This is a genomic window from Mycolicibacterium sp. Y3, from assembly GCF_051188035.1.
Taxonomy (GTDB): Bacteria; Actinomycetota; Actinomycetes; order Mycobacteriales; family Mycobacteriaceae; genus Mycobacterium; species Mycobacterium fluoranthenivorans.
In genome coordinates, this window is sequence record NZ_JAVQLT010000003.1 from 117,972 (window position 1) to 139,443 (window position 21,472).

General features: G+C 66.4%; 27 protein-coding genes. 5 read left to right on the forward strand and 22 right to left on the reverse strand.

What is annotated here, in order from left to right; translation table 11 throughout:
* Nucleotides 1-77: 77 nt before the first annotated feature.
* The 14 genes from QN239_RS32950 to QN239_RS33015 form a co-directional block, all read right to left on the reverse strand.
* Nucleotides 78-2,240: an ADP-ribosyltransferase gene (locus QN239_RS32950; protein ID WP_499017486.1), complete on the reverse strand. Its 2,163-nt coding sequence runs from the start codon at nt 2,238-2,240 to the stop codon at nt 78-80.
* A gap of 676 nt (nt 2,241-2,916) precedes the next feature.
* Nucleotides 2,917-3,243 carry a hypothetical protein gene (locus tag QN239_RS32955; RefSeq protein WP_499017488.1) on the reverse strand — a complete coding sequence of 109 codons (327 nt, stop codon included), beginning with the start codon at nt 3,241-3,243 and terminating at the stop codon, nt 2,917-2,919.
* A gap of 20 nt (nt 3,244-3,263) precedes the next feature.
* Nucleotides 3,264-3,473: a hypothetical protein gene (locus tag QN239_RS32960; protein WP_499017490.1), complete on the reverse strand. Its 210-nt coding sequence runs from the start codon at nt 3,471-3,473 to the stop codon at nt 3,264-3,266.
* A 107-nt stretch (nt 3,474-3,580) separates the two neighbouring features.
* A complete protein-coding gene (locus QN239_RS32965) occupies nt 3,581-4,192 on the reverse strand; it encodes a hypothetical protein (RefSeq protein WP_499017492.1) in 612 nt (203 codons plus the stop codon).
* 53 nt (nt 4,193-4,245) lie between these two features.
* The gene (locus QN239_RS32970; RefSeq protein ID WP_499017494.1) at nt 4,246-4,656 is read right to left on the reverse strand and encodes a helix-turn-helix domain-containing protein; all 411 of its coding nucleotides are present in this window, start codon (nt 4,654-4,656) and stop codon (nt 4,246-4,248) included.
* The gene (locus tag QN239_RS32975; protein WP_499017495.1) at nt 4,653-4,994 is read right to left on the reverse strand and encodes a DUF4031 domain-containing protein; all 342 of its coding nucleotides are present in this window, start codon (nt 4,992-4,994) and stop codon (nt 4,653-4,655) included. The genes QN239_RS32970 and QN239_RS32975 overlap by 4 nt, the downstream gene beginning before the upstream one ends.
* On the reverse strand, nt 4,991-5,902 hold the full coding sequence (locus QN239_RS32980) for an alpha/beta fold hydrolase (RefSeq protein ID WP_499017496.1): 912 nt from the start codon (nt 5,900-5,902) through the stop codon (nt 4,991-4,993). Before QN239_RS32980 ends, QN239_RS32975 begins: the two co-directional genes overlap by 4 nt.
* A gap of 49 nt (nt 5,903-5,951) precedes the next feature.
* A complete protein-coding gene (locus QN239_RS32985; protein ID WP_499017498.1) occupies nt 5,952-6,857 on the reverse strand; it encodes a hypothetical protein in 906 nt (301 codons plus the stop codon).
* Between the two features lie 7 nt (nt 6,858-6,864).
* Nucleotides 6,865-7,245 (reverse strand): hypothetical protein, encoded by a 381-nt coding sequence (locus tag QN239_RS32990; RefSeq protein ID WP_499017500.1) that lies wholly within the window; start codon nt 7,243-7,245, stop codon nt 6,865-6,867.
* On the reverse strand, nt 7,242-8,381 hold the full coding sequence (locus QN239_RS32995) for a DUF5131 family protein (RefSeq protein ID WP_499017501.1): 1,140 nt from the start codon (nt 8,379-8,381) through the stop codon (nt 7,242-7,244). The genes QN239_RS32990 and QN239_RS32995 overlap by 4 nt, the downstream gene beginning before the upstream one ends.
* Nucleotides 8,381-8,659: a hypothetical protein gene (locus tag QN239_RS33000; RefSeq protein ID WP_499017503.1), complete on the reverse strand. Its 279-nt coding sequence runs from the start codon at nt 8,657-8,659 to the stop codon at nt 8,381-8,383. The genes QN239_RS32995 and QN239_RS33000 overlap by 1 nt, the downstream gene beginning before the upstream one ends.
* Nucleotides 8,656-9,381 (reverse strand): hypothetical protein, encoded by a 726-nt coding sequence (locus QN239_RS33005; RefSeq protein ID WP_499017504.1) that lies wholly within the window; start codon nt 9,379-9,381, stop codon nt 8,656-8,658. Before QN239_RS33005 ends, QN239_RS33000 begins: the two co-directional genes overlap by 4 nt.
* A complete protein-coding gene (locus tag QN239_RS33010; RefSeq protein ID WP_499017505.1) occupies nt 9,378-9,896 on the reverse strand; it encodes an ASCH domain-containing protein in 519 nt (172 codons plus the stop codon). The genes QN239_RS33005 and QN239_RS33010 overlap by 4 nt, the downstream gene beginning before the upstream one ends.
* Before the next feature lie 625 nt (nt 9,897-10,521).
* A complete protein-coding gene (locus QN239_RS33015) occupies nt 10,522-10,809 on the reverse strand; it encodes a hypothetical protein (protein WP_499017506.1) in 288 nt (95 codons plus the stop codon).
* Between the two features lie 197 nt (nt 10,810-11,006).
* Here QN239_RS33015 and QN239_RS33020 point away from each other — a divergent pair, with 197 nt between their 5' ends.
* The 5 genes from QN239_RS33020 to QN239_RS33040 all read left to right on the forward strand — a co-directional run bounded on the left by QN239_RS33020 (nt 11,007) and on the right by QN239_RS33040 (nt 16,428).
* Nucleotides 11,007-11,462, forward strand: a complete 456-nt coding sequence (locus QN239_RS33020) for a helix-turn-helix domain-containing protein (RefSeq protein ID WP_499017507.1) — start codon at nt 11,007-11,009, stop codon at nt 11,460-11,462.
* A complete protein-coding gene (locus QN239_RS33025; RefSeq protein WP_499017509.1) occupies nt 11,463-11,963 on the forward strand; it encodes a hypothetical protein in 501 nt (166 codons plus the stop codon).
* Entirely contained in the window at nt 11,960-13,162 is a 1,203-nt protein-coding gene (locus QN239_RS33030; protein WP_499017510.1) for a DUF6545 domain-containing protein, read from the forward strand. Before QN239_RS33025 ends, QN239_RS33030 begins: the two co-directional genes overlap by 4 nt.
* 2 nt (nt 13,163-13,164) lie before the next feature.
* Nucleotides 13,165-14,565: a cytochrome P450 gene (locus tag QN239_RS33035; RefSeq protein WP_499017511.1), complete on the forward strand. Its 1,401-nt coding sequence runs from the start codon at nt 13,165-13,167 to the stop codon at nt 14,563-14,565.
* 186 nt (nt 14,566-14,751) lie between these two features.
* Nucleotides 14,752-16,428, forward strand: coding sequence for a hypothetical protein (locus QN239_RS33040; RefSeq protein ID WP_499017513.1), 1,677 nt, complete (start codon nt 14,752-14,754; stop codon nt 16,426-16,428).
* Nucleotides 16,429-16,565: 137 nt separating this feature from the next.
* On the opposite strand, the gene QN239_RS33045 is transcribed toward QN239_RS33040, so the two are convergent.
* The 8 genes from QN239_RS33045 to whiA all read right to left on the reverse strand — a co-directional run bounded on the left by QN239_RS33045 (nt 16,566) and on the right by whiA (nt 21,294).
* A complete protein-coding gene (locus QN239_RS33045) occupies nt 16,566-17,057 on the reverse strand; it encodes an ASCH domain-containing protein (RefSeq protein ID WP_499017515.1) in 492 nt (163 codons plus the stop codon).
* Nucleotides 17,057-17,368 carry a hypothetical protein gene (locus tag QN239_RS33050; RefSeq protein WP_499017517.1) on the reverse strand — a complete coding sequence of 104 codons (312 nt, stop codon included), beginning with the start codon at nt 17,366-17,368 and terminating at the stop codon, nt 17,057-17,059. Before QN239_RS33050 ends, QN239_RS33045 begins: the two co-directional genes overlap by 1 nt.
* A gap of 176 nt (nt 17,369-17,544) precedes the next feature.
* Nucleotides 17,545-18,654: a hypothetical protein gene (locus QN239_RS33055; protein ID WP_499017518.1), complete on the reverse strand. Its 1,110-nt coding sequence runs from the start codon at nt 18,652-18,654 to the stop codon at nt 17,545-17,547.
* 146 nt (nt 18,655-18,800) lie between these two features.
* Nucleotides 18,801-19,304: a hypothetical protein gene (locus QN239_RS33060; protein WP_499017520.1), complete on the reverse strand. Its 504-nt coding sequence runs from the start codon at nt 19,302-19,304 to the stop codon at nt 18,801-18,803.
* A 115-nt stretch (nt 19,305-19,419) separates the two neighbouring features.
* Nucleotides 19,420-19,629 (reverse strand): cytochrome c-type biogenesis protein, encoded by a 210-nt coding sequence (locus tag QN239_RS33065; protein WP_499017521.1) that lies wholly within the window; start codon nt 19,627-19,629, stop codon nt 19,420-19,422.
* 28 nt (nt 19,630-19,657) lie between these two features.
* On the reverse strand, nt 19,658-20,032 hold the full coding sequence (locus QN239_RS33070) for a type II toxin-antitoxin system VapC family toxin (protein WP_499017522.1): 375 nt from the start codon (nt 20,030-20,032) through the stop codon (nt 19,658-19,660).
* Nucleotides 20,033-20,037: 5 nt separating this feature from the next.
* On the reverse strand, nt 20,038-20,259 hold the full coding sequence (locus QN239_RS33075) for an antitoxin (RefSeq protein ID WP_499017523.1): 222 nt from the start codon (nt 20,257-20,259) through the stop codon (nt 20,038-20,040).
* A 39-nt stretch (nt 20,260-20,298) separates the two neighbouring features.
* Nucleotides 20,299-21,294: a DNA-binding protein WhiA gene (whiA, locus tag QN239_RS33080; protein ID WP_499017525.1), complete on the reverse strand. Its 996-nt coding sequence runs from the start codon at nt 21,292-21,294 to the stop codon at nt 20,299-20,301.
* Nucleotides 21,295-21,472: the final 178 nt, after the last annotated feature.

Consider the following 21,472-nt stretch of genomic DNA (forward strand, 5'->3'; position numbering starts at 1 on the left):
TGCCCACCCGCTGCCGGCCGGCACCGGCACGGGGACATGCTATTGCCCCAGTTCAGCATGACCGTTGATCATCATCCTCAGCCGGCCTTCTTCCAGCCGCCGACACCGGTGTCTTCGGCTTCAGCCACCAAATCCTCGCCGACCAGGTAGACCGTCGGCTTACCGGCGATGCCGTTGTGCTCGACATGCACGCACCTCAGATGCGAACCCATCGGCAGAATCACCTCGTCCTCACCAGAGAAATTGGAAATGCTCTTGACCGGCAACCCCTCCCGGGTGCGCACGACCATGTAGTACGGCGGATGCCCGGCGAACGCCGAGGCCGTGGACTGCTTGGTGGTCGTGCTGGTCACCTTCCCCACCTCCATGCGCGCACCAACACTGAACACCGCGTCGATGTACTCAGCCGGAGTTCCCTTCCACCCGCTGGGCACCTTCGTCCCGCGCACCACCGTCATCGGCGACATGTTCGGGTTGTTCTCGCGAAACTTGTCGAACGCCGACTCGATCCCCGACACCACCGTCTTGATCGACCCCGACGGCGTAGCACCGTCACGCCCGCAGATCGCGGCGTTGATCGAGGTGTAACTACCGCCGGTGTACGTCGTCAACGCCGAACGCTCCTTGCTGTCGAGCGCCTTCTGCACGAAGGCCGCATTCGCCGTCGTCAGGTCGCTGATGCTCGACGTCTTCACCCCGGGGCCGCTGGTGTTGAAACCCCACGCCTTGAGGTTGCCCGCCCTCTGGCCGATCACCGCATAGTCATCAGCCGTCTCCTTGCCCCACGCACGAATACCACTGCGCCACAACGCTTTATGTTTGTCAGCACCGAGACTCCCCGGCGGGATCTTGTGATCGAAGTGCGGGATGACCCCGCCACCACGGGTCAGCGTGCCCAACGCGCGCCGGTGCGCCGCCGCGTAGGCTTCCTGCGCGGCCGCGGCTCCCTTACCGGCCGCCAGCGCCTCGGCGCGGGCGGCCTCGCCGGCGGCCACGGCCGCCTTCTCACGCACCAGCTTCTTGTGCCGCTTAGTCGCGTCGTAAATGTCGGCGCGCACCGGCCCGGCCCCCACGGCGTCGACGAGCTTGTCGCGGGCTTCACCCATCTTGTCGTCGATGAACTTCTGGTGCTGCTCGCCGTTCCAATGATGTTCTGCGGCTTGGCCTGCCAGCTGCATCAGCACCTGAGACTTGATGTGGTGGGCCTGAGCCTCGGTGTCAGTGGCGCCCTCCGCGAGCGGGGGCAGCTCCTCCATCATGGGCATACGGTTGGCCTTGTTCAGCGCCGCGGACTTCCCGCCGGCAGCGGCCACGCCGTGATACACCCCATCGCGCTTCTGCAGGATCAGGAAGTCGCCGGACCCGCGGCGGTGGATCGCCGTCCCGCCGTCGAGCAGACGCCCCTCGACCTCGACGGCCCCCGATCCGGTCTCCATCAGGAACTTGCCGGCGGTGTAGACGGAGGTGTCGCGCACCACCCCGGCCAACAGCGCCGGCTGCGGCCCCCCATCCAGCGCCCCGGCAGCCTCGGCCGCCACAGACCGGTTCAACGACCGCGCCAACGCATCGACGTCCTCGGCACTGAGGTTGGCACAGTACGCGTCGCGCTCCTCAGCAGGCAGCGTGGTGGCCACCCCGTACTTCGCGGCCACCACGTCATCGGCTGCCATCGGGACCGCGAGCTTGGCCTGCTCATAGGCGGCCTTGGCCGCGTCGATCTCCTCACCGGCTTGCGCGAGCTGCGTGATCTGCTCGATCGTCAGCGAGTCCCCTTCAGCCGAGCCGAACTCCTTGACCAGCTTGCGGCGGCGCGCCTGGGCCCGCTGCACGGCCTTGCGGCCGTCGTCGACGGCCTTCTCCGCCGCGGCGAGCGCCTCCTGCGCCTGCTCCAGGGCGTGCTCCTCCGGGGAGATCTGCGGGCCGGCCAGTGCGGCCTGCTCGGCCTTGGCCGCGGCGATCAGCAGCCCCGCCGAGGGCGGGTTGGCGTGGGTGCTGGGCATGGGGGTGTCACCGAGCACCGACTCCTCGATGCCCATCGCCTTCATGAATTCCGGTAGGACGCTTGGGGGCGCGGCAAGGATCGCCTTGGCGGTGGCGACCAGGCCTTGTTCGGTGAGGTGATCGACCACTTTCTTGCGGGCCAGCCTGCCCAGCCGTCGATTGCCGTTCGCTTTGGCCGCGGCGCCATAGCTTCCGCAGCCGGGGCAACGCCGGCCACCATGTTGGGTCGATCGGCACACCGTGCGCCTCCTTCAGGTGTCTTTGGCAGGTACACCTATGAAGTACCGACGCACAGCGCGTTTTCCGTCACCTCAGCTCAAGATTGATCTACCGCAGGGTGTGCTACCAGCGGCGATGACACGTCCCCATCGCTGCCTGTCTGTCGTCGAGTTCGGCCTGCCGCCGGCACTCGCCGAAGCCGTCTACACGTATGCGGACTCCGCCGGCATCACGTTGTCGCAGGCTGGCGGTGAACTCCTGAAGCTGGCATTGAGTCAGCGTGGATCCGGGCGTGACGCGTCTACAGAGACTCCGCGGAAGCAAGCCCGTTGTGCCCGTGTCGAAGTCGGGAGGTGCAGCGACACCGTAGCGCCAGCGAAGTAACGGCAGTTCCCGCGGCATAAGCCGCTCAGAAATGCTGAAAGCCGGGGCGCCGCCCGGCTTCCAGCCAATCAATGTCCTAGGAGGACTGTTTTATTTTCATCGTGCCCACGCACGATTGTCAACCGTCCCACGCCGCGTGATCGGCAGGGATCTCTGATGGCCCGAGACAAGAAGATGACACCGCCGCTGATACGTCAGTGCCTGTTCCTGACGAGGCACCGCCTGAGCCGACGCCAGGGCGGCGTCGACGACGCCGCCAGCGGCGGCCGCGCGCGGGCCGCAGGCCTTCTATCAGGCGCGATGACACGTCCCTCAGTCGAGCAAGGTCACGAAGTCGTGGGCGCCGAACTCGAAGTGGTGAGTCTGCCCGGAGTCGTCGATGAGGACTAGCTTGGTGGGGCCGGGCCTCGGTACACCCTGCCCCTCGACGGTCAGCGCGAGGGCGGTGGTGGCGACCAGGCCGGAAATGGTGCCCGTGACATCGCCGAACTGGGCCCGACGGCCGTGGTAGGTCACGTAGTCGGCGAGTTCGCGCACCAGCACCCGCCGCGGCAGGGGCGCAGCAGAGCCCATCGGCGACCTCGGGCTTTCAGCGCCACCCGGGCCGCCGCTGCTGCGGGCGAACCAGTCGATACCCATGCGAACTCCCCTCGGTACTGTTAGTGCTTGATCTTCAAGGCGTCGAGGACAGCCCAGCCGCCGCTGGCGCCGGCGCCACTGGCTGCCGCCAATACTGCCGCAGTCCAGATCATCCGCCGGACGCGCCGAACGAACCGCAACAGCGCGAGGGCGACGAACATGCCGATGGCACCCAGCGCCACCAGCACAATGGGGTCACCGTGCCCGGCGAGCACCGACTCGATTGACATGTTGATCTCCCGTATCCGTTCGCGCCAATAACTCCCCTAGCTCGGGTGTTTCATGACATTGGTTACACGTACGGGCCTCTTCGACGTACCGCTGACGTGTAGGGCCGCTAGTTCTGACCGTCCGCCTGACGGCGCATCTTGCCGCCGCCGACGTAGATGCCCACCTGTGCTCCGGCATGTACGACGAGATCGCCAGGCTGGGCGGCCATGATCGATACAGGAGCGATCGGGTCGTTGCCGTCGCGAGCTGCATCAGCTACGCGGAAGAACTCTGCTTCAACAGGAACAAGAACGTCATCATCGTCTTCGGACTGTGCCGGCATCCCGTGTTCCTTCCCGCCTTTTGTCTGTCCCAAAGCGCCAGTGGGCTGATCGCCCAGAATGCCGTCTATCGCTTCGCCAAGATTCAAGTATCTGCGATCGTTTAGTGGCACGGTTGCCTCCCACGTCGAGCCTTGTGGGTATCCGTATCGGATCGTGGATGTCTTCGCGGGTAGATCGTCGGAAATGGACAGCAGCGCGGTCACGTCTTTCGGCCAGATGATAGTTGCACCAGCGTTATTGAGTGCATTGACGGCGTGGACGGCTTGCGCGACGTCGATATCGTCGGGGCTGGTGCGTCCGCGTATGTGTGCGAAGACTTCAGCGAGGGCAACCCTGGCCTTGTCGTCATCGTGGCCCTGGCGGGTGAAGTTATCCCACCGAATCTCGTAGCTCATTTCATTTGTCTCCGTTCCTTGTTGGATTCCTGGGGACGTGTCGTTCCCGCAGATCAGAAGAGTGTGACGACGTGCCAACGGGTCCCCGCGGTCGCCGCGACCACCTCTCGGGAAAACTGCTTCGGCCCTCGTGGCGCCGATAGCGGACGACACCCGCGCCCACGGCCGCCGCGCTGACACAGGAACCCGCCGGCGACCTCGACGTCATGGGCGCGGGTGAAGAAGTCGACCGCGAAGCCGGTCAGCCGCGACAACGCCTGCAGCTGCTCCCAGCTCGGATACAGCTGTCCGGCTTCCCACTGATCGACCGCAGGCTCCTCGACCCCGCACGCGCGGTCGACCTCAGGACCGTAGAGCGCCCGCATGTCCAGGGCCGCGGTGATCGCCCGCGGCGACACCAGACCATCGCGCCACGCCTCGAACGCTCCTGCCTCGCTGCTGTCGTGCAGGTCGGCGACGCTCACAGCAGGGTCTCCTGCACGCCGGTCTGCAGCTCGGCGCGGTAGCGGGCGTCGATGATGGCCGCGGCCTGCCGCCAGCTCACCTCGACCGCGCCCAGGGCGATCGCCTGGCGGCGCTTTCCTTCGGTCACGTCGTAGTGCCAGTTGTGCGACGCCCGGCTTCCCGGCCGTGCCTTCGGCTTACCGGTCTTCACGGGGTCCTGAAACCAACTGCGCCGCAACCCCAATCGCAGCGCGAAGGCATGCAGCTCCTCTGTGGTGTCGGCGAACAGATGTGACCACGTCGAGTCGAGTCGACCCACTTTCGCCGGGATCCGCGCGTCGTCGACGTAGACGGTCACGACGCCACCCCTGCCACCGCCGGGACGGCCGGCTGTCTGCCGGCGGTACGCTCCGCGGTGGTCTCGATGGCGATGGCGCGCCGGATGGCCTGATGTACGACCTGGGGGGCCTCCAGCGGAAGCATGTGTCCGGCGGCGGGGATCTCGACGTGTTCGGCGCCGGGGATCGCTGCGGCGAGGTCGCGCCCGTGCGCGGCCGGCGTCAGCGAATCAGCGCCACCGGAGAGCACCACCGTGCGGGCCCGGATGCCGGCCAGCATCGGGTACTGGTCGTAATCGCGCAGCGCCGGCAGGAACCCGACAGCGGTGGCCACCGAGACAGCCGCCAGCGCGTCGGCGGCCACCGCGGCGATCGTCGCCGCCGACGCCCCGCGCCGGCACCGACCGAGCGCCGCACACAGCGGCCCCACCATCGCTTTGAGCGCGAGATCGGGGGCGCGGTTGACCACACCGAACAGCGCCGCGGTCGCCGGGGTCCCCAACATCCTGCCAAGCCCGCGGTGACAAAGCTTGCCGGCCGCGGTGGCGACGAGCACCAATCCCGTGGGCTCGACGGGCCGCTGATCCAGGCCGAGATAGCCCAGCGCGGTCATCCCGCCCATGCTGTGCCCCACCAACGTCACCGGGCCCTCGACGTGAAGGCCGGCCAGCACGGCGGCCAGGTCCTTGGCCAGCCGCTCGATGCGATAGGTGTTCATCGGTGCCTGCCCGGAGCGGCCATGGCCCCGGTGGTCATAGCTGATGATCCGCACCGTCGACCCGTATCGGTCTGTCAGATAATCGATTTGGCGGGCCCAGCATCCTTGCGACAGGCACAGTCCGTGCAGGAACACCACGGTGTGCACCGCACCCGGTCCCCCGATGTCCCGTACCGCCAGGACCACACCGTCGTCCATAGTGATCGCCATCTCGCGGCAGCTCCGCCGCGCAACAGCCTGCGTCACGACGCACCCCTTTCTACGCTGATTGCTTGACATCCACTGCCGCACAGCTGTCTTCGCGTACCGCCGCTCCTGCAGCTGCCACGCCGTCGAGGGCGTCCGACAGGTCGGTGATCGCCTTGCGCGCAGCCTCAGCGGGATTCGCGTAGCCCTCGGTAATGCGGTATGCCACCCGGGCGAGGTTCCCGTGCGCGGTGACCATTCCGGCGATTTCGCGCAGCGCCTGCAAACCGATCGCCCCGTGCCGGGGCGGCTTGTCCGCGGAGCTCCAGTCGATCGGCGCACCGCCCAGCGCCTCACGGACGAGCGCGAGCTGACGCTGAAGCTCGGTCACATCGGGCAGCTCGGCGATGCGCCGCGCCAGCGTCGCGGCGGCTTCCTTCTGGGCCTCCTGCTGAGCTTTGGCCCGCGCGACGGCCGTCTCGGCGTCCACGGCTTCAGCACGCAACGTGTCGTAGCGGGCGAACACCGATCGCACCGCATCCCAGGACGGCTGGTGATCGGCCTTGGCCACCGCTGGGTGATGCACGTTCATCCGGGTCACCGAGCGGCCCGGCGACATCAGGCCCCAGCCGGCGGGGAGTTCACCGTCGCGCACGATGGCGGGATCGGAGACGACCAACCACCACTGGTGGCACTCATCTGCCCATGCATCGGCTTTGCCGTTCTTGCGGCCCATCTCGGCCACCCAGTCCGAGCGCGACACCTTGATCTCGTGGCCAATCAGCTGACGCCCACTGGTGGTGGTGAACCCGACGTACACGGCGTCACACCGGCGCCCCGCCCCGTACCCGCCGTTCATCCCGACCTCGGGGACGAAGATCCCGCCCGGCAGGCGCCGGGACGGCTCGATGTAGTGGCGACGGAGCCGCCCCAGCAGATCGGTAGCCGTCATCGTCGAGGTGTCACGCGTGGAGGGCATCTTGGTCCTACTTCACGTCGGTCACGGCGATCGGAAGCCAATTACGCACAGAGACCGACCATTTCCCGGCCTGGACGAGGTCGGCCAGCTCCTGGCACTGCTCGTCGGTGGTGACGTCCCAGCCTTGTCCGATCACATTGACTGGGCCACGCACACCCGCCCGCCAATCGAGCACGGCGTACTCCAAGGCGCCGCGCCGCCGAAACGGCGCCTGCCGGGTGAGCACGACGACGTCCTCACCGGCCACCGCCCGTACCGTCCACCACCCCCGCTCGGCGTCGAGCCTGACCCGCTGCCCGACTGCCATGGTCACCGGCGTCATCGGCTCGGCCTGGTAGTACAGGCGCTGCTGCGACCGCGCGGCATTGGTGAGTGTGTCTGTGGTCATGACCGTGCCTCCTGAGCTGTGGGGGATGCTCCTACCTGGTTAGTACCGCCGCGGGCGGCCGTTTCCGTCACCGCGGGCGGGTATTGATCCCAGGTCCACCCGTCCAGGACTCGGCCGGCGCGCCGCTTCCCGACGCGGACCGCGATCGTGTCGCGGTCGAGCAGCACGGTGTTGGTGGTGCGCTCGCCCACCTCCAGCAACCGCTCCTGCCCGCCCCGCAGGGTGGTGGCCCCCGGCGCGGGCACGCGGATCACCGGCGAGCACCGGCCTCCCAGGGGATGGTCATAGGCGCGGCCGAACCGGAAGTCCTCGTCATCGGTGACCGCGACGGGCAGGTACTCACCGAACTGCTTGAAGTAGAACGCGATGTCTGCTCGCACGCATTCGTCGCGGATTCCGCGCACCCAGTCCGGATGCAAGGGGCGCGCCTGCGGGCCTGATTCGCCCCCGGCGATGACCCAGTGCAGCACTTCCCGCACGCGCAGACGTTGCCCGTCCCAGGCCGGATGATCCTGCGGCGGCGTCCATTTGCGCAGCGCGCGACGCAACGCAACGTATTCGAGCAACGGCTCCATCGAGAGGTAGCGCACGGCGGCCGGGGTGTCCAGCAGCGCCGGGATCCGCCTGTCGGCCCAGTACTGACTCTCCACGCTGACACCGAGCCACACGTTCGGCAGAAACCCGTGCAATTGGCCGTGATTGGGCCAGTACTGCTGACGCGACGGCCGCTGCGCCATGACGTGCTCACCGAAATCGGTCACCGCCGACCAGAACTGATCACTGTTGAGCAGAGAGCGCATCCGACCGTGCCGTTTGGTCAACACCTGGAACGTGTGGGTGGCGCAGCTCTGCATCACCGCGAACACGTGCGCGATGTACTCATCGGGCACCTTGTCGTGGAACAGGTCACCGGTGGAACACACGAACACCTTGCGCGGCGCCCGCCAGCGCATCGGCTGATCGAGCCGCTCCGGCCACAACGTGACATCGAAACCGTTGGGCCACGCCTTGGTTCCCGCGAATCGGCGAGCATGCCGGGCGGCGTAGCAGTTGTCGCATCCCGGCGAGATCGGGGTGCACCCGGTGACCACCGGCCACGTCGAGTTGGTCCATTCGATCTTGCTGCGGGCCCCCATCACAGCACCCCGTCATCGGGCCGCCACGTCGCGGGCTCGTCGGCGGCCTGCACCAGCGGGTAGGCCGGAACACACCCCTGGGTCCGGGCGTGTGTCAGGGCGTCGACGGCAGCCGCCTTCGGCAGCAGCCACCGCCGCGGCCCGTCCCAGCCGCAGCTGCACCGAGCCTGCCGTCGCCGCCCGGGCGCGGCCAGCACACCCACTACCGCCGATCGGGGCGTGTCCGCATCTGCTGGCGCCGACCTCGCCTCGGACCGCATTGCGTCAGCGTTGATCATCGCGTTTCTCCTGTCGCACTGGTGATGTCGATGTTGTGATGCGCCGCCACGGCGGTCAGTACCGAACACGGGGAACGCACGATGCACTCGCACGATCCGATGGTGTCTTCGAACTCGCCGGCCCACGAACCGGCAATGAATGTGCACGCCCAGCACGCCACGATGGCCTCAGGGCAGTGCGTCACCCCGACGCCGTGTGTGTCCTGGATTCCGCCGTCCCAGCAGCCCTCGCAGATCACCCCAACCGGGCGGTGCCGGCTGATGTGGGCTAGTAGCTCGGACACCACGGCGGGCTCAAGCCGGTCGGACACTTCACCGTCGTGGGCGGCCAGGACGGCCCGCACGATCGTGGTCAACAGATCGGGATCGTGCCCGGTGCTCGCGATCAAACCGCGCTCCACGGGCTCTGGCGCGTAGGAGGCTATTTCGTCTTCCACGGTGCCCAGGTGTAGGGCGACGATCCAGCTGCACCGCTCACAGCGGCGCGTACTCAAGTGCGGGTTGGCGTAGTCGTAGCGCCCCCATTTGCGGGCCAGCATGACCCGCTCTCCGCACACCCCGTGCAACTCGGCGGCGCGGGCCATCCGCCCCCTGCGCCGGCCCGCGTCGATCAGTGGCGCGGCCTCCAGCAGGTCCACCGCGTGGCGGCGATGCCGGCCTGGCCCAATGCCGAATCGGTCCGCTGGCGACATGACCGCGGTATCGACTCCACCGGCGTTCACCGCGCCACCCCGGCGCGCTCGACGACGTCGACGGGCGGGATCCAGAGCCCGAGCGCGCCCGGAATCGGGATGGGCTCTGCCAGCGGTGTGCGGTCTTCGAGCACTAAATGAACTACGCGCCGTCGCTGCCGGCCGCCGTGTTCGACGTAGGACGATTCCCCCCACGGCTTGCAGCACCCGGCGTCGAGATGGCAGTCGACGAGGACCGCGGTCCCGATGACGGCGGACATGTCCAGGGCGCCTGCCAGCGAGCGGCCGTGGGCGGCCTGGTGGATCAACGGCGACTCATCGCCTCGCTGAGACCACCGCGCCCCGGCGTGGATGAGCAACGGACCCCTGAAACTCCATGCCTGCGAGCGGTTTTCCACGTTCTTGCCGGCCGCCACGATCGCCCACGCCCACGGCTGCTGAATGGTGATCGCTCGTACGCCGAGGTCGGCGACATGGGCGCCCCGCCGCGGTTGGCGGGTTGACAGCGTGGCCGCCGAGATCACGCTGGACGGGGGGTTTGGCATCGGCAATCCTCTCCTGGAATTGCTGCAAATCGTAACTCCCGATTTCGCGCCATCGCGGGCTCGCTGCCTGCAAGTTTCGGACAGTGATGCCAGTTTTTTCCCGCCTACGGTGACTATTAGGCACGTTGCCTGGACGAGTCACACCGTCGCACCAGCGGCGATGCCACGTCCCCGACCACCACCCGCGTGGTTGCGTCGGGCAAACCGCCACGCGTAACCTTGACCGCGTTAGCCCCGCGTGGACCGCTGACCTTCCCGGAGGTTAAGTCGCCGGGGCTTTATTTCACGAAATCAGCCCGTTGGAGAATCCCCGCAGCAGGCCTATCTCGCCAAGCCCTGGCGCAGCCGCGGGTGGGTCGGATCGTCATTGTCGATCACGGAATCGGCGACCTGTAGCGGGTTGACGTCGTCAATGCATATGTGCGATGTGGCGTGATAACGCTGGGCGTACCTCTGCTCGGCCGCCCCACCCCACCGAATTGTGCTGCGTCACGGATGATTCCCACAAGGCTTCATCGAAGCTGGCGTTGACGACGACCACGACATCCCAACTGCTGCGATGGTGGCGTTTCATGAAGCTGCCGTCGGCGATCACAATGCTCTCCGGACCGGCGAGCTCGGCTTTCTACGGGCGGCGCACAGTGGGCACCCGGTGGCCCTGCAACCGCTCCTTGGCCGCGTCGGCCTTCTTGCTGTCCTGCAGGATCAGTCGGACCAATTGAGCGCGAGCATCGGCGTTGAGGGGATCGTCGTGCAGTTCATCGCACGCGATCTTCAAGTCGCGGGAGTAGCCGCGCACCAAGGCGAGGTCAGAGTCGGCCGTGGGGAGCGGAATGCACGTCCCGATCACCCTGGTCTCGCGCTGCGACGCGGCTGCTGCTGCCAGTGATGGGTGCGGCGACTTACTGACCATGCCGTCGTTTATAACCGTAAATTTTCTGACATGCAACGTATACCCACGTAAATATGGCAGGCTTATTACGTGCTTGACGCCCGTCCAATCCCACCCGGCAGACCCCGACGCAGCCCATCTACCTGCATAAATACCGGGAAGGAGCCCTGTAGTAACATCAGTACACGACCGGGCCCGACACGTGAAACGAGAGTACTTTGAACGAATCGACGCCCGACACCGCGCAACCCTCCGAGCTGTCGATCAAGCTCAACAAGCTCTTCGAGACCATGCGCAAGCCCTCACAACCACCGCTGTCCAACGCCGCGGCCGCCGAGGCCATCACCCGCCAAACCGGCGTATCCATCAGCGCGGCCTACCTCTGGCAACTCCGCCAAGGCATGAAGAACAACCCCACCGTCGCCCATCTACGCGCGATCGCCGAATTCTTCGGCGTCACCCCCTCCTACCTGATCGACCCAGGCATCGACCCCAAGATCGACGAGCAGCTCAACCTGCTGGCCGCCCTACGCGACGCCGGCGTCCGCGACCTCGCCATGCGCGCCAGCGGACTCACCCCCCAAGCCATCAGCAGCCTGCGAGCTATGGTCGATCATGCGCGGCAACTCGAGCAATTGCCGCCTGTAGACGTAACCGGGGGCAAGGAGCCCTAAATGGCGATCTCGAATGAAGACATGCTCGCGATGGCTCGCGAGCTACCCATACCTGTCCCCTGGGACCGGGATCTGTTCATCCAGAACATCGCCGAGATGCGCGGCCGCCCCATTACGTTGATTCCCACCGACACCGCCGCCCTGGCTGACAGCCCCTGCGGCCTGTGGCTCACTCGCGACGACGACGACCTCATCCTGCATGAGATCGGCACGTCCGATTATCACATCGATCAAATCGTTTGCCACGAAATCGGACACATGATGCTCGGCCACGGACGCACCCGCGCCTTCGGCGCTGACCGTGACGGTGAAATTGAGATGTGCCAAAAGGTATTACCGGATATCGACCCCGCCGCCGTCAACGCAGTCCTAGGCCGCACAGACTTCGCCAGCGACCAGGAACGCGACGCCGAAATGTTCGCCAGCATCCTCATGATCGCCGCCGCCGAACGTGCCGACCGCCAGTCGATGATGCGCAGCGTGTTCTTCCGATCGCGGTGACCACGACCGTCCCGGCCTACCTCACCTGGCCACTGCTGGTGTTCATGGTGTCCGTCGTCATCACCCGCTATGCCTTCTTCAACAGCAGCCAATACGAAACCTACTTCAACAACACCCTGGCCCTCATGGTCGGCTCCAACCTGCTACGCGAACGCGCCATCGAAAACCTCCTCGCCAACCACGGCATCCTCTCCATCACTGCCGCACAACAACTCTCACTGGCAGTCATGATCTTCGCCGCCGCCGAATTCATGGGGTTCATCTCCCTGTGGTCCCGACTGTCCCCCGACCAGACCCGCCGCCGGCACCGCCACCATCGCGCCGTCGCCACCCTCCTGGCGATCGGCTTCGTCCTTGCCGCCACGCCGGCCCGCCGCGCCGGCCGCACCCTCGAAGAGTTCGGCGGCTGGTACAGCGTTCTGGCCTGGGCGCTGCTCACCAGCATCTTCATCGCCTTGGCCTACAAGCTGCTTCACATGGTGATCAACGAGCTGCTGCGCCCCGCAGCCAAACCCCGCGAGCGACTCATCGCACTCGGCGGCATCGCCGTCGGCGTCGCCGTCGGCAGCACCAGCGTCGACGCCGTCATCCTGGCCGCCTTCGAACAACTCGGCTGGTTTCACACCATCGACTTCCGCCTCAATCTGCACGGCTCCAACATCTTCTGGGAAACCACTGCAGTCAGTGCGCTCGCTGCGGTGCCGGCCGCCAGGGCCCTTGCCGCGCGCGTCGGCCTCGATGCCACCAGCCGTCACTGGCGCCGACTACAACCCCTGCGCACCACCATGACCCAAGCCGTCCCGGCCAGTGCCTTCGAACTGCGCAACCCCAATCCCCGCCGTCAGAAATCGTCCCTGGACCTCCACCAAACCACCATCCAAATCCGTGACGCGATCCTGCAGCTGCGCGCCTACTTTCACGACATCCCCACCGCCGATGCCGACCACTTCATGCATCACTTCTCGATCCCGGCGGCCCGGCGCGAACCCGCCCTGGCCGCCCTGCAACTGGCCACCGCTGTTCACGCAAAGTCCGTCGGCGCCCAACCGGTGCCCGTCGACTCCTCCGTCATCCTCAAGTCCCGGTCAACCAACCTCGAAGACGAAACCGCCGAACTGCTGCGCCTGGCCCGGTGGTGGCCACAAGCCCTACAAGCCACCCAACACCCAGCCCAGCACGACACCGAGATGAGCCAATAGCCATGCCTAACAAAGCTTCCACGGCACTGCCCCACCCCCGCTGGCGCATGCCGATCATCGGCGACCTCCTCACCATCGACCTCGCCAAACCCTGCCAAGGTCTGGCCAAGGACAACGTCGCCCGCGGAGGCATCGTCGAACAACGCATCTTCGATGTCCCCGTCATCGTGTTGTCCGACCCCGGTCTGATCGATGACGTCAACGACGAAACAGTCTGGGAAAAGCACGTCGGGCACTCACTGAGAAAGCTGCGGCCTCTGGGCGGCGACGGCCTGTTCACCGCCTACAACCACGAACCCAACTGGCGCAAAGCCCACAACGTCCTCATGCCGGCATTCGCCAAATCCGCCATGGAGTCTTACCACTCGACGATGCTCGACACCATCCGCGAACTCGTCGACGCCTGGGTCGCCCGCGCCGCCACCCACACCTGGATCGACATCCCCACCGAATCCAACAGGCTGACCACCGAAATCGTCGCGCGCACCGCCATCAGCCACTCCTTCAACAAGCTCGAAGACACCAGCGACGATCCCTTCATCGCAACCGTCCTGCGCGAGCTCAAATACGCCAACCGCCGGACCGACGCAATCCCGCTCTACGAGAAGCTCTTCGGACAAGCCCAGCGCCGCCAGCACCTGCAAGATAAGGCATCACTGCGCGAGCAGATCTCCACCATCATCAACGACCGCCGCCACGCCGGGCCGCGCGCCGGCGGCGACATGCTCGACACCATGCTCACCTCAGCGGACCCCGAGACCGGCGAGACCCTCGACGACGACAACATCACCAACCAGATCCTGACTCTGCTCGTCGCCGGCAGCGAGACCTCCGCCAACGCCATCAGCTTCGCTCTGCACTTCTTAGCCCAGAACCCCGACATAGCCGAGGCCGCCCGCGCCGAAATCGATCAACGCTGGCCCGAGCGCACCATCCCCGACATCGCCTTCGACGACGTTGCCCCGCTGCGCTACCTGCGCCGCATCGTCGACGAAACCCTACGACTGTGGCCCGTGGCCCCCGGCTACTTCCGCCAAGCCAAGACCGACACCACCATCGGTGACGGCAAGTACCACTTCGCCAAGGGGGACTGGGTTTTCGTTCTCCTCCTCGCCGCTCACCGCGACCCCCACACCTGGGGACCAGACGCCGACCAGTTCCGCCCAGACCGGTTCCTCACCGACAACATCCGCAAGCTGCCCCCACACGTCTACAAGCCCTTCGGCGTTGGCGCACGGGCATGCATCGGCCGCCAGTTCGCACTCCACGAAATCATGCTGACCCTGGCCGCCGTCCTGCACCAATTCGACCTGCAACCCGAACCCGGCTATACCCTCAAGGTCTCAGAGACCCTGACTCTCAAACCGGACTCGCTCCGTCTGCGGCTCCAACAGCGGACCTAGAACCCACGTCCCCACGGCGTCGGACGAAGCGCCCACGACATCGATCCACTCGGGGTCTCGATATCCGACACAGCCACCACCAGCGGTGTTAGCATCTCGGATAGTGGCAACTTGCACTTGCCCGCCTCCCTGATCGTGGCGACCCGCGTTAGCCGCGAAACACCTGGGACCAGGTTCTCTTGAATCGTGCAAAAGGTCACCTCACGCCACCTTCATTGCGCACGCCTGGCCGAGGACGCGGGCCACAGTCAGGACGCGCGGAAGGACGTCATCATGACCCGTGACCGCAACCGCAAGAAGGCGATCCGCGCCCGTGCGCAGCACGACAACGTGCCATACAACGTTGCCAAGCGCCGAATCGGGGGCGCACTGGCAGACCATGGCCACCACGACATGCGGTGGAGTCGAGCTGCCGCCGCCCTCCGCACCAATCAGGCCGGCCTGCCGGCCGCACTGATTGCCTTCGCAGGCCTGCCGCCCGTATCGGGACCCCTCGGCCAGAAGCTCGTCCGTCACACACTCGATACGTTACAAACCCACGTGCCAGTCGGCGCAGTCCTCACCACCTGCGATCTCTTCGACGCCACAACGAGCACCGGCCTCAGGGTTACGCCACCCATATCCCCCCACATCATCGCGGCCCACTCCGAGATCAGCCAGACGCTCGAAAGCCTCTCAGATCGCGAACTTCGTTCCGCTGCGGTCGAATTCAGGATGACATCCGACACTGCACTCCACGGGATCGAGACAACCCTCATCCGAAGGCGCCGAAACATCTCAGCCGCCGCTGAACTCGAAGACACCGGTTACCCGGACGTCGATGACGGGCCCAGCGACGACGATTACGCCGCCCTGACCACTCTTGCCTCGGCAACACTGAACACGCTCACTGGACCAACGGCACGGTGGGACGACACCACAATCGAAGCCCTGCGGTGCGCGATCGCAGTACACCTGGCTCAAATCGGCGACGCCTTCCTGCACACCAGCGAGTACACGGCTCTTGTCCTCGACTGGCACCAAGAGACCGACAACCAATGGCAGGCAACCCACACCATCCCTGGTGCGCCGACCCCGCTCAGGGCCATCGTGACCACCGAAGCCGCCTCAGGTCAATGGCAGCTCTTCGGACCGTCCGGCACACCTGCCCTTGAGCAGGTCACCGCCCGCGGACACGTCGGCACCGGCGACCCCACGGACAGCTTCGACACCTTCTACTCCACCGACACCGCGTTTCCTTCGCTCGCAGCAGCTCAATTCGCCGCCGCGTCGTTCGTTACCGGCGCTTCCCATAACCCGCACCAACTGCGTTCATCCACCACCAATCGGCTACTCATACCGCGCACAGAACTGCTGGCAGACGAGGCCACGATCGCCGTCGACCTCTACGCAGTTTTGCAGACCGTCTCGGCTCAGCATGAATTCGACCCGAACGAAATCCTCACCTGGGCAACAGGACCGCACATCGACCCCGACTCCGACGATGTCGGAACCATCATCGGGCTGGTCCTGGATAACTGGGGGTGCCCCGTGCCGCGCACCATCGATGAAGGCAGCCATGCGCCGCTCAACGAACAGCCGTTTGAAGACTTCCTCATCAGCCACGCAATCCGGTTAACCGACCTGGCCCGCACATATCTAACCGGCCAGCAGGACGCCGGCCAGGAGCCGCTTCTCTTGCGCACCCGACATGACGCCGGCATGCACGCCATCCTGAAGCACGCCACTACGCGTCAGATCTTCGCCGAACTCAGCGGCGACAAGCACGTCGACGAGACGACCCTTTTGTCGGGGGCGAACATCCTTGCCGATCTCGTCGACCTCACCCGCGTGGACGAAATCTTGACCGAATACTTCGACTGACGGCCGCTAATCGATCTCGGGGGGCAACACGACGGTGAACGTGCCGTCGGTCGGTAGATCGTCGCGATCGAGGCCGAAGAGGTCACAGGAGCATCCCTCGCCGGCCCACATGGGGCACAGCTCGGCCCGGCATTGACTCATTGCCGTGTACCGGCCGTTGCCGAGCGTCCCGGCGCAGGGCAGGCCGTGCAGATACCGGTGTTGTCGTCGAAGGTGACCGTCCACGCGCACGGCCCGGAAAGCGTGTCGCAGGCGGCGTATTCGGTGCATGCACAGCCGCGGCAGATCCGCGGATACTGCCACTGGATGCGGGTCACTTCGTCGTCCGCGGTGACGCCTTTGTGGGTGGCGCAGAAGAACTCTACGAACTCGGCCACGGTCATCTCCGGAAAGCCCTCGGCGACGACGTCGGCAGCCGTGATTGCGCCGAGGCGTTCGCGCGTCACCGAGACGACGTCGACCGTGACGATCCGCTCCAGCTCCTCGCCCGGGCGCCGGCCGCGCACCTTCGGACACAAGGTGAGCTGGTCTCCGGGCCGCAGCATGCGCCAGCCCGCGCGTCGGGTCACCGTCTTGGCGCGGTCCCGCACCAACTGGGCGGTGTGCGCCACCTCCATCAGACGCGCCATCAGTTCGGCCCGTTCTTGTCGGCCGCGGCGCGGATGTCGGCCTTGGTGACACCGGGTAGCGGTCCCTTGGCCATGACCTGTTGCATCAGCTCCGTCATGCGTTCACGAACCTGCATCTGCACCTGCGCCTGGAGCTCGGGCGAGCCGACCGCGGCGGCGACCAGGTCGTCGGCCTTCGCGTCGGCGGCGTCCGCCGGCAGGAACAGGTTGCAGCCCGTGGACGCGCCGGAGGTGAATCCGTCGAACCAGACGTGAATCAGCACTTGCTCCAACGGCATTCCGTACACGGGCGTCGTGTCGTCACTGGGCATGTCGCCTCCCTCCCGGCGAGGCATCTGGCCCACCATGGCTCAATTGTGGGCCGCCCAAGCCACGGTTCGGGCGCACGGACTGGGCCCAGCCATCCGACCAGGTCCGGCGGCTTCACCTCTTCACTCGCCGGTCGCCACTCCGGCTAGGGGCCATGCCATCGCCGCTGTTCAGGACCTCATTCGGCGTCAGCTTCGTCAGCAGCCGGCGGGCGGGCGATCGTCACTTTGTCGCGGTGCTCGATCGGCAGGTCGGCCGGGCCCGCGATGTAGTCGGTGATCCAGATTGGCACGTGCCGATTGAGGCTGGGGTACCACTGGCGTCGCCAGTGCCCGCGGACCACCCACCGGTGCGAGTAGGACCGGCTGGGGCCGTCTTCATGCCGGCGCCCGTGATGCTCGGTGGCGTTGTAGCTCAGGTAGGTGATCGAGTCGGTGCGGGTGCGGCGACGACCGCGCCGATCCTTTCCCGGCGATCGCACCGTCTGCACCTCGGCGCTGGCCAGCTTCGCCTGTCGCGCCAGATGACTGAGCGCAAACAAGGTGTTCATCGCATTGTCCGGCTTGATCTTCGTGTACTGCCCGTCGCCGAACGGCTTGAACACCTCGACAGGACTCGGCGGCTGATCGGTCATCGGTGGGCTCAGCCTGGCCTGCTCGAAAGGCTGCGGTACATGCATGTCCGGATCAGTGAACCGATCGGACACGATGCGCCGAAGTCCCTCCACCTCAGCAAGATTGGCCGACACCATGCCCTCGGACGTCGTCACCCACCGCAACAACAAGGGCTCGGACCGGTCATGCAGGAACGCCACACCAGCCGGGCTCGGCAGGTCCGCCAACGACAGCGCGCTCTCTGCAACCTGCGCCGTGGCAGCGCTGCGGACAAGTGCTGTCATCTCCTCAGTGCAGAAGATCGTGTGCCTGGTCTGCACACTGCCGCTGGCAAGCACCTGGCCGAAGTAGATTGCCCGGGTCGAGTGGAAGTCCGTCTCGTCCTCGACGTTGTGTGTCCGCCACCGCTCCGCCATCTCTGCCGGTGTGGTGTCCAGGAGCTGCGCGGTGTAGGCGAGCCGCTCCGAGGGTTCGTCGACCTCGCCGCGGGCGTACGCCCGCCAGTCCTCGTTGAGCAGATATCGCGGCTCGACGATCTTGAGCGACTGGGCGGCGTGCGCGGTGAGCGCATCGAGCAGAACGGGCATGCTGCTAGGCGTTAGCGCATTCAGGACGAGATCGGCGCGCTTCATCAGGGTGAGGTAATCCGAACCCAGCACTACGGCCTTACTCAACGCGTTTCCCCGCTTCCGCTTCGCTGCTTCTTGGTGGTGGCTAGGTGTGCTGTCTCATGAGATTGGTTACGCGGTGACGTCATCGTCTCGGCGGGCACTCCCAGGGTCCTGCTCGGCGACGGCGCGTGGTACCTCCGGCGCGGTACCTATTCCGGAATGCGTTCGATGCCAGGGCCATGGCGTGAGGGCTCGCGATGCGAAGCACATTGCCGCCAACCGTTCCTTAACCAACGCACACTCACGGCCGCCCACAGCACCGTCACCGCGATGAACCATCCCCGCGAACCCCATCCGTCGGCGGCGACCGCGCACATTAGTCCGCCGGCGGCGAGCACAGTGGCGGCCACGCCGCTGAGGATCTTTCCACCGGCCGTATCTGTGATTAACGAACCGACACGCCGCGCACCATCGGAGCCCTGGTCGTAAATGTGCCAAGCGATCACGGTGGCGGCGACCAGCGCGCCTAGGACGCACACCCAGAGCAGCACATCCCACGTGTCGACCTGCCCAGCAGACGCCCCGAGTAAATCGATGAGCTTCATCATCGCCAACACCAACCAGACGAGAAGCTCCAACACAGCGACAGCCGCCGCGACTCGAATTGCTCGCTCACGTAGCGGTGCGCGGTCTGAACCCTTCATATCTTCCATCTTCCCACCGAGGTGCGACACACTCGTTCGCTCTTTTGCCCCCACCAGCCCCCGCCCGCCCGAACAGCTCTCGTCGAAGGCCCTACCGCGTAACCAATCTCATGAGACAGCACAGCTAGGCAGCGCCGCCGCTGATCAGCGTCAGCATCGGTTTTCCGCTCGCGGCCGACCCGGCCAGCGTCTGCTCGTTGAGCATGTCGTAGGCGGCCGAGCGGATGGTGACCACCTCCAGCGGGCCCAGGTCGTTGACTCGCCCCAGGTAGTCGGCGATCTCTTCGGGGCTCATCCCCTCATCGAGATAGCCGCGAATCACGTTGCGTTGCATTATGTTCAGCAATTCATTTCACCTCTCTTCAGTTCGCTACGACCATCACTGGGCATTGGATTCCTGCTGCGGCGCCGAGTGCGGCGTCGGCGGTCACGACCGTGCAGTCCAGCGCTTCGGCCAGCGCGACGTAGCTGGCCGCGCCGGCGTCGAGGACCTCGCGCAGTTCCCACACCCGCGGGAGCAGTCCCAGCTCGCTGACGCGCCGGACCCCGAGGCCACGCCAGGCGTTCACCGTCGCCTGCGCCGTCTTCGCGTCGAGTTGCCCGAGCGCCAGGCAGCGGCGCAAGCCGTTGACCACCTCGACGTCGATCACGTCCGGGGCCCACACCCGGTCGCCGGCCAAGACCTTGCGTGCCTGCCCGGCATTGAGCAGCCCGGCCAGCGCAGCGGAGGCGTCCACGATGATCACCTTCCCGAACGTCCTTCGTCGACCGCGGCAACGATGTCGGCGGTGTCCACGCTGAGGTCGGGTAATGCGGCCAGGAGGTCGGCGTTGTCGGCGCGACGTGTCGCTTCAGCCAACTCCCGCGTCGCGTAGGTGTTCACCGAGACGCGCTCGCGGGCGGCGAGCCGTTCCAGGCGTTCGATCACGTCGGCTGGCACGTTGCGCAGGTACACCGTTCCCATGTCGCACAATGCTAGCAGAATGCAACACGGTCCGGTGGGCTATGCGCCTGTCTGCAACGCCACCACCGCATGGGTGTCGGCAAGCCCATGCGCATACGCGTGACGATCCGCCTTCTCCAACAACCGCCGGATCCGCCCCGCCATCGCATCCTTGGACAAGGCCGGCACCGCCAACCGCCCCAACTCCTCCAACGTCACCGACCGATGCTCCAGACGCAGCCGCCCCGCCTCGACAAGATCCTCCGGAGCGCCATCACCCAAGATCTCCAGCGCACGCGCCACCCGCGCCGCCGACGTCGCCGCAGCCACCGCCGCACGGTGAGTGCTCTGCTCCTGAAATCCGCGGGCCGCACGCCCGGCGGGCGTGACCTGATATCGCGCACACCGTGCCACCCACCGCGCCTGCGACTCCACGGCTCCCGTCGCCGCGAGCAGCGCCGCGACCCCATCGTCATCGGATACCACCACCAGCACCGCGCCCCGCACCTCGCGCACCTTCGCCACAACACCCAGGCGTCGCGCGGCACCGGCCAGCGCGATGGCGGCCTCCAGCGCCGGCGCCTTCACCTGCAACGCCCGGGCCCGCCCCGGCCGACTCAGCTCCCCGCAGGCCAGGAACGCCCCTCGCCACACCGCTCGCATGGCGTCCCGGTCCCCGGCGACAACAGACGGCGGGAGACCCCGCATACGCTGCCCACCTCGATCAACCAGACCGACCCGGCGGGCGAACTCCTCCACACCGTGGCGGATCTGCACCTCATGGCAGCGACGTCGGTACTGACGCACCTTCGACGCCGAGACGACGGTGCGACCCGGCTTCACCCGCAGCATCACCCTGGGCTCGTAGAGATCCTTGATCATGGCGTGCAGCCGGCGCGCGGCCTCCACGCTATCCAGCTCGGCGGACACGATCGGCTGACCGTCGACGCAAGCCAGGACACCGGCGAACCGCATGATGGTGGCCACCTCGACCCGCTGCAAGGCCGGCGACTGCACCGGCGCGCCGGACAACTCGAGCTTCACTTCACTGGCCACCTGGCTGAGCCCTCCCCACTCGGCGATCACTCCAGCCTAAGGCGAGTTTCGGACCCAAACCGCCGCCGAGCGACAGGGATCTGCGGGCACCTCGGCAGGCTCGGGAGTCGCTGTCGGGGAGACGCTGCGGGTGGGCGCGAAGCGATGCCACAGGCGCACCGCGAACGTGGCCCCACTG

Bases quoted from the DNA above. Each gene is read 5' to 3' on its own strand.
- QN239_RS32965 (WP_499017492.1), bottom strand. From the start codon at position 4,192: ATGAGCTACGAGATTCGGTGGGATAACTTCACCCGCCAGGGCCACGAT.
- QN239_RS32995 (WP_499017501.1), bottom strand. From the start codon at position 8,381: ATGGGGGCCCGCAGCAAGATCGAATGGACCAACTCGACGTGGCCGGTG.
- QN239_RS32960 (WP_499017490.1), bottom strand. From the start codon at position 3,473: ATGTCAATCGAGTCGGTGCTCGCCGGGCACGGTGACCCCATTGTGCTG.
- QN239_RS33015 (WP_499017506.1), bottom strand. From the start codon at position 10,809: ATGGTCAGTAAGTCGCCGCACCCATCACTGGCAGCAGCAGCCGCGTCG.
- QN239_RS32985 (WP_499017498.1), bottom strand. From the start codon at position 6,857: ATGCCCTCCACGCGTGACACCTCGACGATGACGGCTACCGATCTGCTG.
- QN239_RS33075 (WP_499017523.1), bottom strand. From the start codon at position 20,259: ATGGGAACGGTGTACCTGCGCAACGTGCCAGCCGACGTGATCGAACGC.
- QN239_RS33065 (WP_499017521.1), bottom strand. From the start codon at position 19,629: ATGCAACGCAACGTGATTCGCGGCTATCTCGATGAGGGGATGAGCCCC.
- QN239_RS33010 (WP_499017505.1), bottom strand. From the start codon at position 9,896: ATGCCAAACCCCCCGTCCAGCGTGATCTCGGCGGCCACGCTGTCAACC.
- QN239_RS33025 (WP_499017509.1), top strand. From the start codon at position 11,463: ATGGCGATCTCGAATGAAGACATGCTCGCGATGGCTCGCGAGCTACCC.
- QN239_RS33050 (WP_499017517.1), bottom strand. From the start codon at position 17,368: ATGCCCAGTGACGACACGACGCCCGTGTACGGAATGCCGTTGGAGCAA.
- QN239_RS33045 (WP_499017515.1), bottom strand. From the start codon at position 17,057: ATGGCGCGTCTGATGGAGGTGGCGCACACCGCCCAGTTGGTGCGGGAC.
- QN239_RS32955 (WP_499017488.1), bottom strand. From the start codon at position 3,243: ATGGGTATCGACTGGTTCGCCCGCAGCAGCGGCGGCCCGGGTGGCGCT.
- QN239_RS32980 (WP_499017496.1), bottom strand. From the start codon at position 5,902: ATGGCGATCACTATGGACGACGGTGTGGTCCTGGCGGTACGGGACATC.
- QN239_RS33035 (WP_499017511.1), top strand. From the start codon at position 13,165: ATGCCTAACAAAGCTTCCACGGCACTGCCCCACCCCCGCTGGCGCATG.
- QN239_RS32990 (WP_499017500.1), bottom strand. From the start codon at position 7,245: ATGACCACAGACACACTCACCAATGCCGCGCGGTCGCAGCAGCGCCTG.
- QN239_RS33000 (WP_499017503.1), bottom strand. From the start codon at position 8,659: ATGATCAACGCTGACGCAATGCGGTCCGAGGCGAGGTCGGCGCCAGCA.
- QN239_RS33060 (WP_499017520.1), bottom strand. From the start codon at position 19,304: ATGGAAGATATGAAGGGTTCAGACCGCGCACCGCTACGTGAGCGAGCA.